Source organism: Okeania sp. SIO2C2 (genome assembly GCF_010692625.1).
Taxonomy (GTDB): Bacteria; Cyanobacteriota; Cyanobacteriia; order Cyanobacteriales; family Microcoleaceae; genus Okeania; species Okeania hirsuta.
Genome location: NZ_JAAHGM010000021.1, coordinates 72256 through 90018 on the forward strand (window position 1 = coordinate 72256; position 17763 = coordinate 90018).

The window sequence follows — 17763 nt, forward strand, 5'->3', positions numbered from 1 at the left end:
TCCGGTAGCATCGGTCTTGTATAGCAAAGGTAAGGAAGAAGGAAGAAGGAAGAAGGAAGAAGAAAGAGGGAAGAGGGAAGAGGGAAGAAGGCTACCCTCGCAAGAAAAAACCATCATTTCCTGTAGATATTCACCCTTGGGTTTACACAAACGATATAAACGGACATGATATCAGGAGTCAACCCACCCCTCGCCCCTCCCAGGAGGGGAAGTCAGGAGAAAAGAGGGAAGGAAGAAGAACAACGGGAGAAGAAGGAGAAAGTTTTTTTATAACTAATTATCCGGACATGATATTATAAATATAGCGCTGTGCGCATGGAACAGGCAACACTTAACTGGGAACAGGGGGAATAAATTGCCGTTTGCGCAAGCATTCCGTAGGAATCATATAAGACTTCTAGCTCTTTTGCCCCTACTACAATTTGTAAATATACCAGCGCTCATTGCTATAAATAACGGCGGAGTCCTCAGGAGTCAACCCACCCCTCGCCCCTCCCCCTCCCAGGAGGGGAAGTCACCTCCTCAGGAGGGAAGAAAGAAGAAGGAAGAAGAAGAACTGGAGTTGAAGGAGAAAGTTTTTGATCACGCTCTTATCCGGACATGATATAGCGCTGTGCGCAGGGAACAGGGAACACTTAACTGGGAACAGGGGGAATAAATTGCCGTTTGCGCAAGCATTCCGTAGGAATCATATAAGACTTCTAGCTCTTTTGCCCCTACTACAATTTGTAAATATACCAGCGCTCATTGCTATATTACCAAAATATCCTCCGAACGTTGACAATTATACAGTAGGTTCAGTTTTGCATAGAAACTGTCTTTTTTTTCCTTTTCAAGACACAGCAAAACCTGTATATTTTCGTTTATAGGGTGCGTGAAAAGCTAGAACAATATCTGACGATGGTACTCCTAAATCTACTAATTCACTAGCAATACCAATTTCTGTACCATCATGTTGTATCCAAATTTTTTCATTTTTAATATCTATTTGTAATACACAACCCCGTACTCGTCTATTGCCGTGCCAACCTACATTTATTAATTGGTAATGGTCGCGTTCTTCATCAAAAATAACTTGTACTTCTATCTCTCCATAAGATGGTTTATATTGACTATAGTCGGTAATAATCTTTTTAATATTTTCTCGATATTTAGCTAATTTTTCCATTGCACAATAACCTCTTTTTTAGCATCATAGACAATTAATTTAATTTCATTTTCTTCAACTACTATAGCAATCCTAAATAAGTTGTGACAAATCAAAGAGTAGATCAAAAAACTGAAACTCCCATCTGTTCCCTGTTCCCAGTTAACTGTTCCCTATTTAGCTAACTTTTCCATTGCACAATCACCTCTTTTTTAGCATCATAGACAATTAATTTAATTTCATTTTCTTCAACTACTACTTGGGTAAAAATAAGAGTAAAAAAACTTTCATAAGCATCTTCAGACACAGCTAAATAGAGAGTTCTGCCTGGTTGATTTCTCCTTAATACTGTTCGATAGTTAATAAATTGCCCCAAGGCGTTATGAAATTCGGAAATTAGGGACTGTCGAAGAAAACTTTTGATTTCAACTGCGATTTGTTTTCCCTCTTTTTCAGCACCAATAAGTTTTTCAGCACCCAGATCGACATACATATCAACACCACCAAATTCTAGATAAAGGGGGTCATCAGTAATTGTCCAATTTTCTTTGATTAAAGCGTTTTTAACAGCATCATGGAAGATATCTTTAGCAGGCATAATACCAAATTGATAAATGTTTGCTACAAATAGCTAGGATATTTCTTAGGAGTCAGGAGTCAGGAGTCAGGAGTCAGAATGAATACTATTTAAAGCGTTTTTTAGGTCGTAAATCATCGTTTTTGTCAAAGAGCATATCCTACATTTGTCTTTTTATTCCTTTTACTATTCGTAACATTATTTTTTAAAATTGGCATAATTTTATATCATGTCCGGTTAAACAGTGATAAATAAATAACTACGGAGTCCTCAGGAGTCAGGAGTCAGGAGTCAGGAGGAAAGAGGTAATAAAGAAGAACAACAGGAGAAGAAGGAGAAAGTTTTTTTATAACTAATTATCCGGACATGATATTACATCAATACTTGACTATAGCAATCCTAAATAGGTCGTGACAAATCAAAAAGTAAATAAAAAAACTGAAACTCTTACTTGTTCCCTGTTCCCAGTTAAGTTTTCCCTAAAAAGCAGTAAGATTTTTGACACAAATAAAATAGGATTGCTATATTATTTTATACTATAATCGAAAGCTTAAAACTCAGACAACACGACATTTTTCCTTCTTTCTTAGATAACTAGGGCTTGCTGATTAATTCTAAAAGTATTTACAGATAAAGGTTTTAGCGTTTTAGCGTTGAAAAAAGTACCAACTTTTTGGTGGAAAAAGCTCATGCATGCTGGTATTTTAGGATGATTATGGCAGAAAAATTGAGAGACAATTCTTGCTCCTACCTCCTCTACATTCCCATTTCTCCAGTATAGCTGTCTCCAGTATAGCTGTCTCCTACAAAGAGCAAAAAGACTTTCCATACGCAGACCCTAACTAAACCCTTTCTTCCTTCTTCCTTCTTCCTTCTTCCTTCTTCCTTCTTCCTTCTTCCTTCTTCCTTCTGCACTATTTAGTTGCAACTACTGCTAAATTCCAAGCAAATCTTTTCATTAAAGGCAATTTTTTTAATACCCCATCTAATCTTTCTAATTTCCGATACATTGGTTCTAATCTTTGATGTTCAATAATAATTTTTTTCCAATAACGTTCTTTATTAGGGTCAACTTTTTCAATCAAATAAAACTTTAAAAAAATCCACAAAGTTGCCAACCAAAATGTATCATAAGCTGTTTCTGAATAGAGAGATTTAATAAAATCAACAAGATTAATATCCAGAGGCATTTCATCCTCAGTTCTAACCTTTGTAGCAATACGCCGATAAACATTAATCACAGGATTATGTTTCAACGGGTCCCAAAAACAAGCTTTACCACCAGGTTTAAGAACACGGTGCATTTCTCTAATTGCTAACTTGGGATTTGGTAAGTGGTGAAATAAATTAGAAGCATAAACAAAATCAAAAGTATTATCGGCAAATTCTAAAGCCATTGCATCCATAACTTTACCCTCAATTTGTACCCCATTTGTTTCAGCCAACTTAACAGCAACATCCACCATTCCAGGAGAATAATCAGTCGCCACACACCGCGCTCCTTTTTTAGCAAAATAAACACTATTTTCCCCTGCACCACAGCCTAAATCTAACAAATATTTATTAGTTAAATCCCCCATTTGTTGGAGGATAAATCTATTTTCTGGAGCAGTACAACTTTCAAAATAATCAACTACTCGAATACCTTCTATATCAATAGTTGATGCCCAGATATCGTGGAATTGTCTTTCTTTAGCTAAAATTTTGTCTTGCATTTTTTTCAGTAATTCAGAATAATATATGGTATAAAAATAGAGAATATTTTAGCATAATAAATGCTTTATAGTTTTGCTGGTTGGGTTAAGGAAAGTTAACGCAGGTTATCAAAATAACATTGGTCTAAAACCCCGCTTTTTAAGAGGTTGTCTGAAAAGTCTCATTTGCTACATCACGCGCCCCCCAAATCCCCCGTTCAACAAAAAGCGCAGCATCCTCTGGCTTCCCCCTTTCCAAGGGGGACGGGAGGGGGATCAATAAAGGGGGACTTTTACCAGTTAATAGATTCTTGTTCCGTTCTACTAAACTTACCCAAACTTACCCATGAATGATTGCATGAGCTTTGGAGCTAGCTTCCTGTTTCCCAGAAGACCACTGACTATTGTCTGCAACTTATCTTCTCCACAGGCTTCAAATCGGTGGGAACTCCACCTACTGACTTACATAGTTTTCTAGGTTGACAGCAGCATTAAAGTCTCTGTCAGCAGTAAAACCACAGGCACTACATTCATACGTCCTCACACTTAATGGCATTTTCTGTTGATGCCCACAGTGAGAACATATTTGAGAACTTGGATAAAATCTATCAGCTATGACTAATTCACTACCTAACCATTCACATTTGTATGTAAGTTGACCCTTGAACTCATAAAACCCACAGTCTGCTATGGCACTTGCTAGTTTATGATGTCTTGGTGCGCTACCAGGTGCGACTGACGTCGTCGCGGGGTCGCACCGCTTTTTGAGCATTCCACTGACATTCAAATCCTCAATTACTATGGTGCTGTGGTTTTTAGCTAACCATGTTGTGAGTTGATGGAGTTTGTCTGCTCTGATATCAGCTACTTTTTTGTGAAGTATGGCAAGTCTTTTTACGGCTTTGGCTCTGTTAACAGAGCCAAATTTCTTTTTGTTGACACGGCGTTGATAACGAGTTAGTCGTTTTTTGGCTTGCTGATAGGCTTTAGGGTGGGCATTGGGTGTGCCATCGCTACAAGTTGCTAAAGTATTTATACCAACATCTACACCGATAACATCTCGTTTTTTGGCAGTATGGGTTGGTTCATTATCATATTTAAAGCTGATGTACCAATTATTTGCCCGTTTAGATATTCTCACATTTTTGACTGGTACGGAAGGTAAGATTTCGTAAGTTTTTACTATTCCTATTCTTGGTAGTTTTATCTTGTTTCCTTGGCAGATTTTAATACTTCCTTCTAGATAAAAACTATCTTTTTTCCCTTTTTTCTTAAACTGCGGAAATCCACGTTGAGGAATCGTCAAAAAGTTTTTAAATGCCCTCTCTAAGTCTCTTAATGCTTGTTGAGGGGCACATTTCGATACCTGATCATACCAGGGATTAATTGATTTAACCTCAGCAACTAAACGTTTATGTAGGGTGATAGCACTAGGGCGTTTCTTTGTTTGTTCGTATTCAGAAATGCAAGTTGCTAATCCCCAATTATAAGCATGACGGGCTACACCAGCGTGTTTAGCAAGTATTGTTTTTTGTTGATTATTAACTTTTAATTTAGTCTTGATTGATTGCATTTCAATTTATTAGCCACCTCTTTGAATAGTTGAATGAAGTTAGACATCAATCTAGTATATCATAGTAAATGTCTATTTATGTTTAATTTTATCCAATTATTTTGATACTGTTGATAGCCCCCAGAATTGGGGGGTTAGGGGGGCAAAATTCAGTATATTTTTGGAGAGTTGCTCAAATCCCCGTTACAAAAATAACTTCTGACCTATGACTTCGTTAACTGTAGGATAAACCCAACAGACACTTAATTAGGACTTACGCAGATACGCTATATATAGTACTCATAACTATTGTCCAATAGTTACTGGACTCTATACACAGTGTCTTTGCGTAAGTCCTGTTAATTTTTGTTGGGTTGCGCTGCCGCTTAACCCAACCTACAGTATTGAGCTGATTGCTGAATGCTAACCGCTGAAGTGCTTCTTTAAGAATCTACCTTCAAACCAGCATTATCTTGAGTATAAGTTTCTTGGTCAATCTTGACTGGTTGTGCTCCCCAAATCTCCTTTGCATACTCCATAATTGTTCGGTCAGAAGAGAATTTACCCATGCGAACAGAATTATAGATAGACATCTTCGTCCATTTCTCCTGGTCTTGGAAAGCTTTACCAACCCGCTCCTGACATTCAATATAGCTTTGATAATCAGCTAGTAGCATATATTGGTCATTGTACAGTAAAGAATCAATCAAAGGCTTAAATAAATTAGGATTACCTTTGCTAAAGTGACCGCTAGCAATTCGGTCAATTACTGCTTTGAGTTCAGCATTAGTATTATAGTATTCCAGAGGTTTATAACCCTGAGCTTTCAGATCGAAAACTTCTTGAGCAGTCATACCAAATAAGAAAAAGTTTTCTGCTCCAACTTCTTCGCGAATTTCGATATTAGCTCCATCAAGAGTACCAATAGTCATAGCTCCATTCATGGCAAACTTCATATTACCAGTTCCGGATGCTTCCTTACCAGCAGTAGAAATTTGCTCGGATAAGTCAGCAGCAGGATAAATAATCTGACCAAGAGAAGCATTAAAGTTTGCCAAGAAGACAACTTTCAGGCGACCGTGCACATCAGGATCGTCATTAACTACATCAGCAACGGCATTAGTCAATTTAATAATCAACTTAGCCATATAGTAACCAGGAGCAGCTTTGCCACCAAAAATAAACGTGCGGGGTGGAATATCAATGTTTGGATTTTGCTTAATGCGGTTATACAGAGTAATGATGTTGAATACATCCAAATGTTGACGTTTGTACTCATGAATACGTTTGACTTGAATATCAAATAGAGAATTAATATCCACCTCAATCCGATTATGCTTGAGAATGCGCTCTGCCAACTTAGCCTTATTCTCTTGCTTTATTGCTCGCCAACGATTCCGAAATTCTGCATCATCAACATATTTTTCTAGTTGCCGTAGTTGGTCGAAATCTCGCAACCAACTATCTCCTCCAAGTTTCTCTGAGAATAGAGCAGAAAGTTTGGGGTTACTCAGTAAAACCCAACGACGGGGAGTCACTCCATTAGTCTTATTGAAGAATTTGTCTGGGAAAAGTTGGTAAAAATCTTTAAGCACACCTTTTTTCAACAATTCTGTGTGCAGTGCTGCTACTCCATTGACAGCATGACTACCAACAGTAGCCAAATTAGCCATTCGCACAGATTTTTCACCCCCCTCCTCAATCAGAGAAACCCGGGCAAGCAATTCCTGGTCTTTAGGAAACCAAGTTTGCACTTGAGTTAAAAAGCGCCGATTAATTTCATAGATAATTTCTAGATGGCGAGGGAGAAGGCGACCAAACAAACTAATTGCCCAACGCTCTAATGCTTCTGGCAGCAAAGTATGGTTAGTGTAGGCAAAAGTATGTTGAGTAATATGCCAAGCTCTCTCCCAGTCCATATCATACTCATCAATTAACAAGCGCATCATCTCCGCGATCGCCACAGCAGGGTGAGTATCATTCAGTTGAATTGCTGCTTTATCGTATAAATTATCTAGATTTTTGTTGTGGGATAAATGCCTACGGATGATATCTTGCAAAGCACAAGAAACGAAGAAATATTGTTGCTTCAGACGGAGTTCCTTACCTTGAGGGGTATTATCATTAGGATAGAGAACTTTGGAGATCGTCTCCGAACTCATTTTATCTGCTACTGCACCGTCATAGTTTCCAGCATTAAACTCTTCAAATTTAAAGTCTACACTAGCTTCTGCTCGCCACAAACGTAGAGGGTTTACAGTATTCACTTTATAGCCAGGAACAGGGGTATCATAGGGGATACCAATTACAGTTTCATCCGGAACCCAAGTTACTCGATAGTGCCCTTTATCATCATGGTATCCTTCTGTATGACCTCCAAACTTGATTTCTACCTTTTCAGCAGGACGAGCTATTTCCCAAGGGTTCCCGAAACGTAACCATTTATCAGGAATTTCTGCTTGCCAACCATCCTGTACAGTTTGGGTGAAAATGCCAAACTCATAGCGAATACCGTGCCCCATAGCTGGAATTTCTAAAGTAGCTAAAGAGTCCAGAAAACAAGCTGCTAATCTACCCAAACCACCATTTCCTAAACCAGGGTCATCTTCTTGTTCCAGTAGTTCATCTAAATCTAACCCTGATTCGGTGATAGCTTGACGAATTTTTTCATAAATTCCCAGGTTAATCAAACTATTACCCAGGTGACGACCCATGAGAAATTCAGCAGAGAGATAATATACAACTTTAACATCTTTCTCGTTATAAGTACGAATTGTAGAAAGAAAGCGTTGAAGTAAGCGATCGCGTATAGTATAAGCCAGAGCACGATAAAAATCATCTTGTTTTGCCATGGACTCATAAGTCCCCTGCAAATAAAACAGGTTATCTGCTAGGGCACGTCTGAGAGTAGTGACACTCATGCCAGTTCGATCGTCTTCTACCTGAATTTGATTTTCAGTAGTAGGGTTGATATATTGATTCATTACTCCTCCATAAATTTAACCGTTATTAATTTTTCTGTAGTAGAAAGACAAATGTAGTAATTAGCTTTACCACACAGGAGCTATAGCGCAAGTCAGAAGTCAAAAGTCAAAAGTCAAAAGTTAGAAGTAATCTATGACTGGGTTTGAGCATTTAGGAATGTCCACACCCTTTGCTTCGACTGCTATATTCTATAAGGAAACTTCTTCATCCAGTTAGACTAGCTAATGGATTTTTAGATTCCTATAACATTTGCCTAGAGTCTGCTTTTATAGTTATTCAAGCTTTACCATATAGATGAAATTTCTACTGTTTCTTAATGACAGAATCAGGAGTCAGTCCTCAGGAGTCAGTCCTCAGGAGTCAGACAGGGGATCTGTCGGATTGGCGACGTACAGAAGCTAGGGAAATAGAAATCTCCAAAAATCAAAAATAAAATCAATTCTTATCTATAAATTATAAAATTTTACTCTCTGTTCCCTCTTTTCTGGAAATGTCTAATAGGATAGGGGGAAGAAGGTTAGGACATTGATAAAGCTTCAAACTTAGTCAGGTATGACTTTTAACTTTTGAATAGGGGGAAGAAGGTTAGGACATTTATAAAGCTTCAAACTCAGTCAGGTATGACTTTTAACTTTTGAATTTTGACTTTTGAATTTTGACTTGCGTGAAGCGCTATAAACCCTCCCATCTCACAGACATAATGAATCAAAATAGATGAAGTAACTCTGAGATAATCAACAAAGCAAAAATGGTATTACCTGATGGCCCAGCATTGTCCCCTTTACAACGAAGACTCCGGACTTGGAAATTGATTTTTCGTCCCTTACAAACCATAGAGGAGCGATATTCTCAATACGGAGATATCTTCAGGACTAACACTAATTCCGAGATTCCTTTTATCTATTTCTGTAACCCTAAAGCTATTCAACAAATTTTTACTGCTGACCCTGGTACCTTTAGCTCAGGTGGTGGTAATGGTGCTTTACAATACCTTGTGGGCAGAAATTCTCTACTTCTCCAAAAAGGCGATCGCCATAAACGTCAAAGAAAACTATTAATGCCACCTTTTCATGGCGATCGAATGCGTACTTATGGAGATTTAATATACAATATTACCTCTGACGTTATAGATCGGTGGCAAATAGATAAACCTTTCCCCATCCGTAGGTCAACTCAAGAAATATCCCTAAAAGTTATCCTTGGCACGGTATTTGGTTTAGACCGAGGGGAACGTTACGAACAACTGAGAATACTTTTGTCTGATGTCCTCGACTCCATTAGCTCCCCCCTCAGCTCCACTTTTCTATTTTTCAGTTTCTTGCGAAAAGACTGGGGTGCTTGGAGTCCCTGGGGTAGATTTTTACGAAAAAGGCAAAAAGTTGATGACCTAATATTCGCAGAAATTGAAACTGCTAGGGAAGAAGCAAATCATCGTGATGATATCCTCAGTTTACTGCTAGAAGCACGTGACGAAGTAGGCGATCGTATTAGTGACGAAGAAATTAAGGATGAACTGCTCACTTTACTGTTTGCAGGTCACGAAACTACCGCTTCGGCATTAGCATGGGCATTATATTGGATTGATAAAATTCCTTTAGTGCGGGAAAAACTATTAGCAGAATTAGCTACTCTCCCCACTAACCCAGATAAAGTTGCCATTACTAAACTTCCCTACCTCAGCGCGGTTTGTCAAGAAACTTTGCGTCTCTATCCCATTGTCACAAATGCTTTTCCTAGAGTTGTCCAGAAACCTGTAGAAATTATGGGTTATCAACTTGAACCAGGAATGGTAGTACTTCCTTCTATTTATCTAACTCATCAAAGAGAGGATATTTATCCAGAACCTAAAAAATTTAAACCGGAACGTTTTTTAGAAAGACAATTTTCACCTTATGAATATTTACCTTTTGGAGGAGGGAGTCGTCGTTGTATCGGTTCAGCTTTCGCTTTATTTGAAATGAAATTAGTTTTGGCAACTATTTTATCAAAGTGCGAACTCAAGTTAGTTTCCCATAAATCTATCCAACCTGTCCGTAGAGGGTTAACTATGGCACCACCAGGAAATATGCCAATGGTCGTTAAACAAACATTTGCCGTTTCTAAATAAATGTATTATATTATACTAAGGGTAAAAAAAGAATGCTTTTGTTGTAAGGTAAAACTTTAATTATAGCAGAATAAAAAAGGAAGAAGAAAGAAGGAAGAAGGAAAAACTTTGCGTTGTCTGAGTTTTAAGCTTTTGATATCTCCTAACCTTTACTTCGACTGCCATATTAAGTAATTAACACAGGCGCAATGACATTTTTGATAATTAGCACGCTAGAGCGCGTATTAATTATTCTAGTGTTTACTACTGCCTCATTCCCTAGAGAAGGTGGTAGGTTTTAGGTGGTAGGTATTATACCAAGAGTGAAAAAAGAATGCTTTTGTGAGGTGAAACTTCAATTATTAAGTAATTACAGCGCTTTTGACTTAAGTAGACCACAAAATTATTTTTGGGTAGGGAGTAGGGAGTAAGGAGTAGGGAGTAGAAAAATGCTTTTGGGTTGCTCGTACTAACTGTAGTGGCGTGTCAAGCTGAAAATGGTGTATTAAATTTTTGAGTATAATTCTTGCTCTGACTAAGGTTTGGAGAATTTTCCTAAAACACTATTTCAAGCTTGACGCGCTAGTAGTCTATTTATCAGGACTTACACAGAACTACCATATCTAATAGGGGCAATTTCTGTTCCGGAATACTTTCGGTCTTCAGATGCAAAGCATAACGTAAACGCGTAATTAGGAGCAAGACAAACGGAAATCGCCCCTACAGATGGTGTATGAATAGTGTATGATTTTATATTTTGCGTAAGTCCTGTCTATATCAAAAGCTCTATAATACAGGCATCATGACATTTTTGATAATTAGCACCCCAGAGCGCGTATTAATTATTCTGATGTTTACTTCTCCCTCACTCCCCTACTCCCCTACTCCCCTACTATCTTAATTATAAGTATTCAACCGGACATGATATTACACAGAACTACCATATCTAAATAAGGGCGATTTCTGTTCCGGAATACTTTCGGTCTTCAGATGCAAAGCATAACGTAAACGCGTAATTAGGAGCAAGAAAAACGGAAATCGCCCCTACAGATGGTGTATGAATAGTGTATGATTTTATATTTTGCGTAAGTCCTGTCTATATCAAAAGCGCTATAATACAAGCATCATGACATTTTTGATAATTAGCACTCCAGAGCGCGTATTAATTATTCTGATGTTTACTTCTCCCGGTCCTCCCCCACTCCCGGTCCTCCCTGACCTATCCGTCTATCCGTGCCATAATCCGTGTGAGCCACTCCTCCACTCTCCTATCTATACTACTATTATTTACAATTTATTCCCTTGATAACATCAACACACCCAACCAAAATCATCACCATTCTGGAAACTAGCGATCTTCATGGCAACCTTATGCCTTATGATTACTATACCAACCAACCCGCAGAATGGGGATTAGCAAAAGTCGCTAGTTTAATCGCACAGGAACGAGCTAAAAATCCTAATTTACTACTTATTGATGGCGGCGATACTATTCAAGGGACACCATTAACTTATTACTATAATCGAATTGACACAGAAGCAGTACATCCAATGGCAGTAACAATGAATGCTCTCAAATTTGATGCTGCTACTTTAGGAAACCATGAGTTTGACTATGGTACTAATGTGCTTTCCCGTTGGATAAGTCAGCTTAATTTTCCCATAGTTTGTGCTAATATCCACAAAAGTGATGACACTCCTGCTTTTAAGCCTTATATCATTAAAAATGTTGATGGTATAAAAATTGGTATTCTTGGTTTAATTACTCCTACAACTTCTAACTGGGTGCCATCTGAAAATATCGCTGGATTAACTTTTGAGAATCTCATAAATACTGCCCAAAAATATATTCCTCAAATGCGAAATGATGGTGCAGATGTAATTACTATTGTTCAACATACTGGTTTTTCTAAAGTACCAAAAGATCAAAGGCTGGCTTCTGCTTGGTTAACCGATATTCAAGAATGGAAAAAAACAGGCTCTATTCCTGGTTCAAATCTCACCCTAGAATTAGCACAACAGGTAAAAGATGTGAATATAATTATGGCGGGACATTCACATCACGATGTTCCTAAAGCTATAGTTAATAATGTTTTAATTGCAGAGCCTTCTTTTTGGGGAAAAGCTTTAAGTAAGTATACTTTAGTACTAGAGATCGGTGTAAAAAGTGGGAAGTTATTGCTAAAGATTCTACTAATTTATATGTTACTGATATTGAACCGGAACAGAAAATTTTACAACTTTATTTACCATATAATCAGCAAACTTTACGTTATATAAATCAACCTATTGGTGTGGCAAAAACTGAATTTTATAGTGGTATAAAAGTACGTTTTCATCAGAGAAAACTGTCAATTTTAATTAATCAAGTACAAATAAAAGCAGCAGAAGCAGCAGGTTATCCTGTAAATATTTCTCTGACTTCTATTTTTAATAATACTGGTAAAATTGCTCCAGGAAAAATTACTAGGAGAGATATTTACAGTATCTATAATTATGATAACTATTTGTTGGTTTTAGAAATTAATGGGGATATTTTGCGTTGTGCTTTAGAAAAAAATGCTGCTTATTTTAAACAAGTTAATATTGATGATTTACCCGGTCTTCCTGAAGAGGTTTTGGCTGAAAATCATCTTGGCTATAATTGGGATTTATATAGTGGGATTGATTACACGATTGATATTACCAAACCTGTAGGAAAACGAGTTACTAAGTTACAGTTAGATGGAAAAAATATCGAACCAAATCAAGTTTTACGAATTGCTATGAATAGTTATCGCGCTAATGGTGGTAGTGACTATTTGATGTTTAAAGAGGTAAAAAAATTTTGGCGATCTGCTACAGAAATTCGCGAATTAATTGCTGAATATGTCAAGAATAAAGGCATAATTGAATCGGATATTATCAGTTCAGAAGGATTAAAATTCTTCCCTGATTTATATCAACAATATTTTGGTAATTAATATCCAGTCCGGTAGTATCAGTATTGTAAAGTCAGGGTAAGGAAGAAGGAAGAAGGTTTAAAGCTGGAAAAAACTTAAATTTCCTGTAGATATTCATGCTTGAGTTTACACAAATGATACCAGAGGACATGATATGATACCGATGCTACGGGATTTGAATAGAATCCGGTTATATAATACCAATTTGATAAATGTTTGCTACAAATAGTTAGGCTATTTCTTAGGAGTCAACCCACCCCTCGCCCCTCCCCCTCCCAGGAGGGTAACTCAGTCGGACTGAGTCACACGGGAATTGCTTCAATACCAGTTTGAACGGTCGTAAATTCTCTTTTTCGTCAAAGGGACATTTCCTGCAAAATCTTTTGATCACACTTATTATTCAAACACATTCTTTTTTCACGCTTGGTATAATACAGAGAATTCCACCAAGCGTGAGGTAGACCCGTCGCGGGCAAGATGCCCGCACTGAGAACGTTTAATTGTTAATATCTGTACTTCTTATACTACCGAATCTGCTGTATCTTTTTATCATCCTATAATTACTTCAATCTAATTACTTCAATCTCCCCTACTCCCCTACTCCCCTACTCCAATGTCCTCATATATCCTATTCAATACTACTTCAATTTTCTAGTGTTTCTGGCGATCGCCAACTAGCAGGAATTACCAAAACTGGACAATGGGCACCATGCAAAATACCCTCACTAACACTACCCGCAAACAATTTCTCAATACCACTGCGTCCATGAGACCCTACTATAATTAAATCGGCAGCTAATTTTTTTGCCTCTGTCAAAATAGTCTCTACTGTAGAACCTTGAGTTAACAAAGCCACCGCATCAAGACCTTTTTGCCGTAGCTCCTCTGCCAAATCTTGAATCTGTTGATGTTCTCTACGAAACTCTTGCGCCCAGCGATCGCGCTTAGGCTGAGGTCCAGTCTTAAAACCAACAAAATCAGGATCTGGTTCAGCAATATGAATTAACCATAATTTGCTGTTAAAAGCTTGGACTAAAGTTTCCGCTTGAGTAATAATAGCAGGAGTTATTTGAGAAAAGTCGAGGGCAACAACTATATTTTTCATTGGTAATTTAGGTTTTTAATTGAATATAGTTTCAGATATTATTGTTTTGATTAAGTTATACTAATTTACTCAAATAATGTTACCAAACTCTGCTTATTTGCCTTCTAAGGAATAGATATTTGTAGCCAAAATTTCTCCAAATACTATTATATCATCTTTAAGTTAAAATTAGTATTCAATGTGAAGAAACAGAAGAGTACAATCAGCATGGGCATAGAATAAATTAATATTTTTTAAGAAATTATAAAAAATATAACTGTAGTATTTTTAAGCTGCTATAATTATATATCAATATATTATCATTTTCTTTGTGGGTTTAATACCCCACCGTCTACACGGTGTTCAAAATTACTTGGGGGAGCGTAGACGCGGAGCGGCCCTTCGTTGACTATCCCCATGTAATTTTCCTCCTGTCTCCAGTATAGCTGTCTCCTGTCTCCTTCTTCAATTAGCAACGATAACAAAATGACACACATGATGGCAATGAATTGTGCTTGCGAATCCTGTTCATGTATTGTTTGTCCGATGGTGGCCCTAACGATAATCCCGATATTACTCATTGCGTTCAAGAAAATGATGAGTGCGATAAGTAGCGAATCACCTATAAGTAACAATACAAGTAGCGTCTGATTATAGAATTCAATCTTCTATATTTTTCTATGCTTACCTAGTATCAAGAACATCCTCATGTTACTAGAGTTGAAAATATCGCTGCGCCATCGGTAAAATTGTAGCAGATGCACAATTCAATAACTTTTTATCCGCTTTCACTTCATAGCTTTCAGGGTCAATCTATATTTTTTTTTGGTAAAGCATCATTTAACTTCATATCCTGATTTGTGGATTTGCTATTACTAGCGCGTCTAGCTTTATTTTGTAGGTAAGCTTTATATCTGAGACCGACGCAAGTATAAACTTTACCCCCAACCCTGTCCCCGGAAGGGGGCAGGAGAAAGTTATCGTTTTAAAAGGGGAGGCTTTATATCAAATCCGGTTGAATACTTATTATATATTTGGGGGAGATGGGGAGATGGGGAGATGGGGAGATGGGGAGATGGGGAGATGGGGAGATTGAAGTGTGGATAGAATTATAAACAGATATTAGACTTGTTGCTTTATAACTTAAAAAATCCCCAAAAACCTTGTTCTGTAAGGATTATAGCTCTTGGATAGCAAAAATGCTTGGAATTATTGCTCTGTCTAGGTTAGAGTGATTTTTTCCCTTTATTTAGCGATAACTCTATTAATTATTCGGTAAAGATTGAGATTGAAGATAATGGTCTGGGGGTGACATCAGAGGAGAGAGAGCGAATTTTTGAACAGGGGTTTACGACTAAAGATGTGGGGAAAGTTACCGGGTTGGGAATGGCGATCGCTCATCAAATTATTACAGACAAACATGGTGGTAAGATTACTTGTAATTCTATACTCACTAAAGGTACAATCTTTACTATTGCGTTACCAATTGTGTGATACCATATCTGGTTATTATAGGAATGTGTATGGTTAAAATACCCTGGCTCTCATTTTCAACTAATTTTTTGATAGTGGTGCATTCTTGTGGCAGATGCAAAACTCAATTACTAATAGTTTAGCTAGTAATTCTATTCATCATTATTACCAACTATACACCACTACCACTTAATTTCTAAATTTAAGTTATCCGACTGGAACTAAATCAACTTCATCTGCACCACCAGTTTCACCTTGACCAGATGTAATTTGTTCTCCATTAACTTCAACAGCTAAATTTGTACCGTCTAAGTTAACATTATAGTCAGTAGCATCAGCAGTATATCCTACACTAGCAACCATTTGCCTACCTGCATCAGTGTATTGGAATCCCATCAATTGATTTTTTTCTTTTTCGTTATCGTAAGACCATATTACCATGTATTGTTGGTCTTGATATTCAAATACTTTAGGTGGACGAGTGGGAACATAACGACCAGGAGCGCCAAAACTAGCATCAAGGAAAGGCTGTACTGACTCAGGTTCCACAGTTGCAAAAGCAATATCATCAGCTTCTAGCTCTACTTCTGCGTCTTCAGTTGTTTCTGGATCGGGTTCTTCTTGATCGCGGTTCTGGAAATAATCTACAGCTTTTTTTACACCATACCCAGTAGCTGCTACACCAGCAACACCAGCGACAATTTTAGCAAGATTACCAAATTTCATTTTGTTCTCCTAATTTTGATTTTGGATTAATTAAATTTGACAGATGTGGCACCAACCCAAATATTGGAAGAATATCTAGGCAATTTTTGTACCCTGTCTCACCACTTGATAGTAGCAGAATTTGTCGATGGCAAACAATTACTAAAGACCTTGTTTTTGGTTTTTTTGTCCATTCAACTAAAAAAGGAGGGGTATCAAATGTACCTCTCCCTGAATTCTATGAAATGCAGCGATTAATAGTTGCCTATTATATCATATTAGTAAGTTTCAACGTGCCAACGATGGTCTTTTTTCAACTGCTTCTGATACTCGCTCCAATCAACATCAAACTTACCAGTCACAGCAGACATTCCCTCATCAATGCCACCTTCCATACCTTTGAGACCGCAGATGTAAGTGTGAGTATTTGGCTTTTGGATGTGGTCCCACAACTCATCAGCGTTTTCTTGAATTCTGTGCTGAATATACATTTTGCCGCCATCTTTATTCTTTTGTTCGCGACTAATAGCATAAGTTACACGGAAATTATCAGGGAACTGACGTTGTAGTTCTTCAAGCTCTTCTTTGTAGAGAATATTGGGAGTGTAAGCACAACCAAAGAATAACCAGGCCAAACCTTTAAACTGATAATCAGGGTTTTGTTCTCTTTCCTTAAACATCCGCCAGATGAAAGCACGGAAAGGAGCAATTCCTGTACCTGTTGCGATCATAATAATAGTTGCGTCTTCATCATCAGGCAACAACATTTCCTTACCTACAGGCCCAGTAATGGCCACATCTGCACCTTCTTCCATACCACATAGGTAAGAAGAACATACACCATAGATTCTTTCACCTGTTTCTGGGTGATTGTATTCTAGACGGCGTACACACAGAGACACTGTTTGATCGTCAAGATTATCGCCGTGACGAGTAGAAGCGATGGAATAAAGCCTTAACTTATGAGGTTTACCCTTATCATCTGTTCCTGGTGGAATAATACCAATACTTTGACCTTCTAGATAGTGCAAGTCGCTACCAGAAAGGTCAAATACTAGGTGACGAACAGTACCTTCACCACCTTCACGCACTAACTCAGTGCTGGAAAGACATTTGCCGATGAATGGATTTTTGGGGCGATAGGTGTTTACCGGAACATCCTTATGTGACTTAGGTTTAGCTTGAGTCATGGGTTTAGTTGTTTTTCCTGTAGTTGTTTGACCGTTAATTTGAGAGTCTTCACTCACAGCTTTAATGCTGATAATTTTGCCTCCCATCCGCGTAATCCTTTGCATTTCTTGGTTCATGCGGTCATAAGGTACAGTGATATAAACAGTTCCACTGCGACGGATGGGGCTATTTGTTTTGTCAGTAATATTACTCTGACGTAAACCTTCGACTTCGTATACAAAAGTACGACTACCGTATTCTGTATTGGTTTTTACTCCCAATGCAGTTTGAGTTTTCATTAGTTGATTTCTCCATTTAGATAAAGTATATTACCAAGAGATGATGAGT

General features: G+C 37.7%; 16 protein-coding genes. 6 read left to right on the forward strand and 10 right to left on the reverse strand.

Annotation, left to right across the window (positions count from 1 at the left end):
- The first annotated feature begins 16 nt into the window (after positions 1-16).
- Both F6K18_RS18535 and F6K18_RS18540 read left to right on the forward strand, forming a co-directional pair.
- The gene (locus F6K18_RS18535; RefSeq protein ID WP_287522752.1) at positions 17-169 is read left to right on the forward strand and encodes a hypothetical protein; all 153 of its coding nucleotides are present in this window, start codon (positions 17-19) and stop codon (positions 167-169) included.
- A 186-nt stretch (positions 170-355) separates the two neighbouring features.
- Entirely contained in the window at positions 356-604 is a 249-nt protein-coding gene (locus F6K18_RS18540; protein ID WP_287522753.1) for a hypothetical protein, read from the forward strand.
- A gap of 228 nt (positions 605-832) precedes the next feature.
- On the opposite strand, the gene F6K18_RS18545 is transcribed toward F6K18_RS18540, so the two are convergent.
- From F6K18_RS18545 to F6K18_RS18570, 6 genes are all read right to left on the reverse strand, one after another.
- Positions 833-1168, reverse strand: a complete 336-nt coding sequence (locus F6K18_RS18545) for a XisI protein (protein ID WP_124143062.1) — start codon at positions 1166-1168, stop codon at positions 833-835.
- A gap of 160 nt (positions 1169-1328) precedes the next feature.
- Positions 1329-1745, reverse strand: a complete 417-nt coding sequence (locus tag F6K18_RS18550) for a XisH family protein (protein WP_287522756.1) — start codon at positions 1743-1745, stop codon at positions 1329-1331.
- Between the two features lie 735 nt (positions 1746-2480).
- Positions 2481-2639, reverse strand: coding sequence for a hypothetical protein (locus tag F6K18_RS18555; RefSeq protein ID WP_287522757.1), 159 nt, complete (start codon positions 2637-2639; stop codon positions 2481-2483).
- Positions 2639-3439 carry a class I SAM-dependent methyltransferase gene (locus tag F6K18_RS18560; RefSeq protein ID WP_287522758.1) on the reverse strand — a complete coding sequence of 267 codons (801 nt, stop codon included), beginning with the start codon at positions 3437-3439 and terminating at the stop codon, positions 2639-2641. Before F6K18_RS18560 ends, F6K18_RS18555 begins: the two co-directional genes overlap by 1 nt.
- A gap of 433 nt (positions 3440-3872) precedes the next feature.
- Positions 3873-4991 carry a transposase gene (locus F6K18_RS18565; RefSeq protein ID WP_287522759.1) on the reverse strand — a complete coding sequence of 373 codons (1119 nt, stop codon included), beginning with the start codon at positions 4989-4991 and terminating at the stop codon, positions 3873-3875.
- Positions 4992-5413: 422 nt separating this feature from the next.
- Positions 5414-7954 carry a glycogen/starch/alpha-glucan phosphorylase gene (locus F6K18_RS18570; protein ID WP_287522760.1) on the reverse strand — a complete coding sequence of 847 codons (2541 nt, stop codon included), beginning with the start codon at positions 7952-7954 and terminating at the stop codon, positions 5414-5416.
- Positions 7955-8703: 749 nt separating this feature from the next.
- Here F6K18_RS18570 and F6K18_RS18575 point away from each other — a divergent pair.
- The 3 genes from F6K18_RS18575 to F6K18_RS18585 all read left to right on the forward strand — a co-directional run bounded on the left by F6K18_RS18575 (position 8704) and on the right by F6K18_RS18585 (position 13004).
- Positions 8704-10062 (forward strand): cytochrome P450, encoded by a 1359-nt coding sequence (locus F6K18_RS18575; protein ID WP_287522761.1) that lies wholly within the window; start codon positions 8704-8706, stop codon positions 10060-10062.
- Between the two features lie 1281 nt (positions 10063-11343).
- Positions 11344-12321 carry a metallophosphoesterase gene (locus F6K18_RS18580; RefSeq protein WP_287522762.1) on the forward strand — a complete coding sequence of 326 codons (978 nt, stop codon included), beginning with the start codon at positions 11344-11346 and terminating at the stop codon, positions 12319-12321.
- 14 nt (positions 12322-12335) lie between these two features.
- Entirely contained in the window at positions 12336-13004 is a 669-nt protein-coding gene (locus F6K18_RS18585) for a 5'-nucleotidase C-terminal domain-containing protein (protein ID WP_287522764.1), read from the forward strand.
- Between the two features lie 622 nt (positions 13005-13626).
- Here F6K18_RS18585 and F6K18_RS18590 read toward each other — a convergent pair.
- Both F6K18_RS18590 and F6K18_RS18595 read right to left on the reverse strand, forming a co-directional pair.
- Positions 13627-14088, reverse strand: a complete 462-nt coding sequence (locus tag F6K18_RS18590; RefSeq protein ID WP_287522765.1) for a universal stress protein — start codon at positions 14086-14088, stop codon at positions 13627-13629.
- A 299-nt stretch (positions 14089-14387) separates the two neighbouring features.
- The gene (locus F6K18_RS18595; protein ID WP_287522766.1) at positions 14388-14648 is read right to left on the reverse strand and encodes a hypothetical protein; all 261 of its coding nucleotides are present in this window, start codon (positions 14646-14648) and stop codon (positions 14388-14390) included.
- Positions 14649-15348: 700 nt separating this feature from the next.
- Between F6K18_RS18595 and F6K18_RS18600 the strand changes: the two genes are divergently transcribed.
- The gene (locus F6K18_RS18600; RefSeq protein ID WP_353735109.1) at positions 15349-15561 is read left to right on the forward strand and encodes an ATP-binding protein; all 213 of its coding nucleotides are present in this window, start codon (positions 15349-15351) and stop codon (positions 15559-15561) included.
- A 186-nt stretch (positions 15562-15747) separates the two neighbouring features.
- Here the strand turns inward: F6K18_RS18600 and F6K18_RS18605 are convergent, their stop codons facing one another.
- Positions 15748-16266 (reverse strand): hypothetical protein, encoded by a 519-nt coding sequence (locus F6K18_RS18605; protein WP_287522767.1) that lies wholly within the window; start codon positions 16264-16266, stop codon positions 15748-15750.
- 257 nt (positions 16267-16523) lie between these two features.
- On the reverse strand, positions 16524-17714 hold the full coding sequence (petH, locus tag F6K18_RS18610) for a ferredoxin--NADP reductase (protein ID WP_287522769.1): 1191 nt from the start codon (positions 17712-17714) through the stop codon (positions 16524-16526).
- Between the last annotated feature and the right edge of the window lie 49 nt (positions 17715-17763).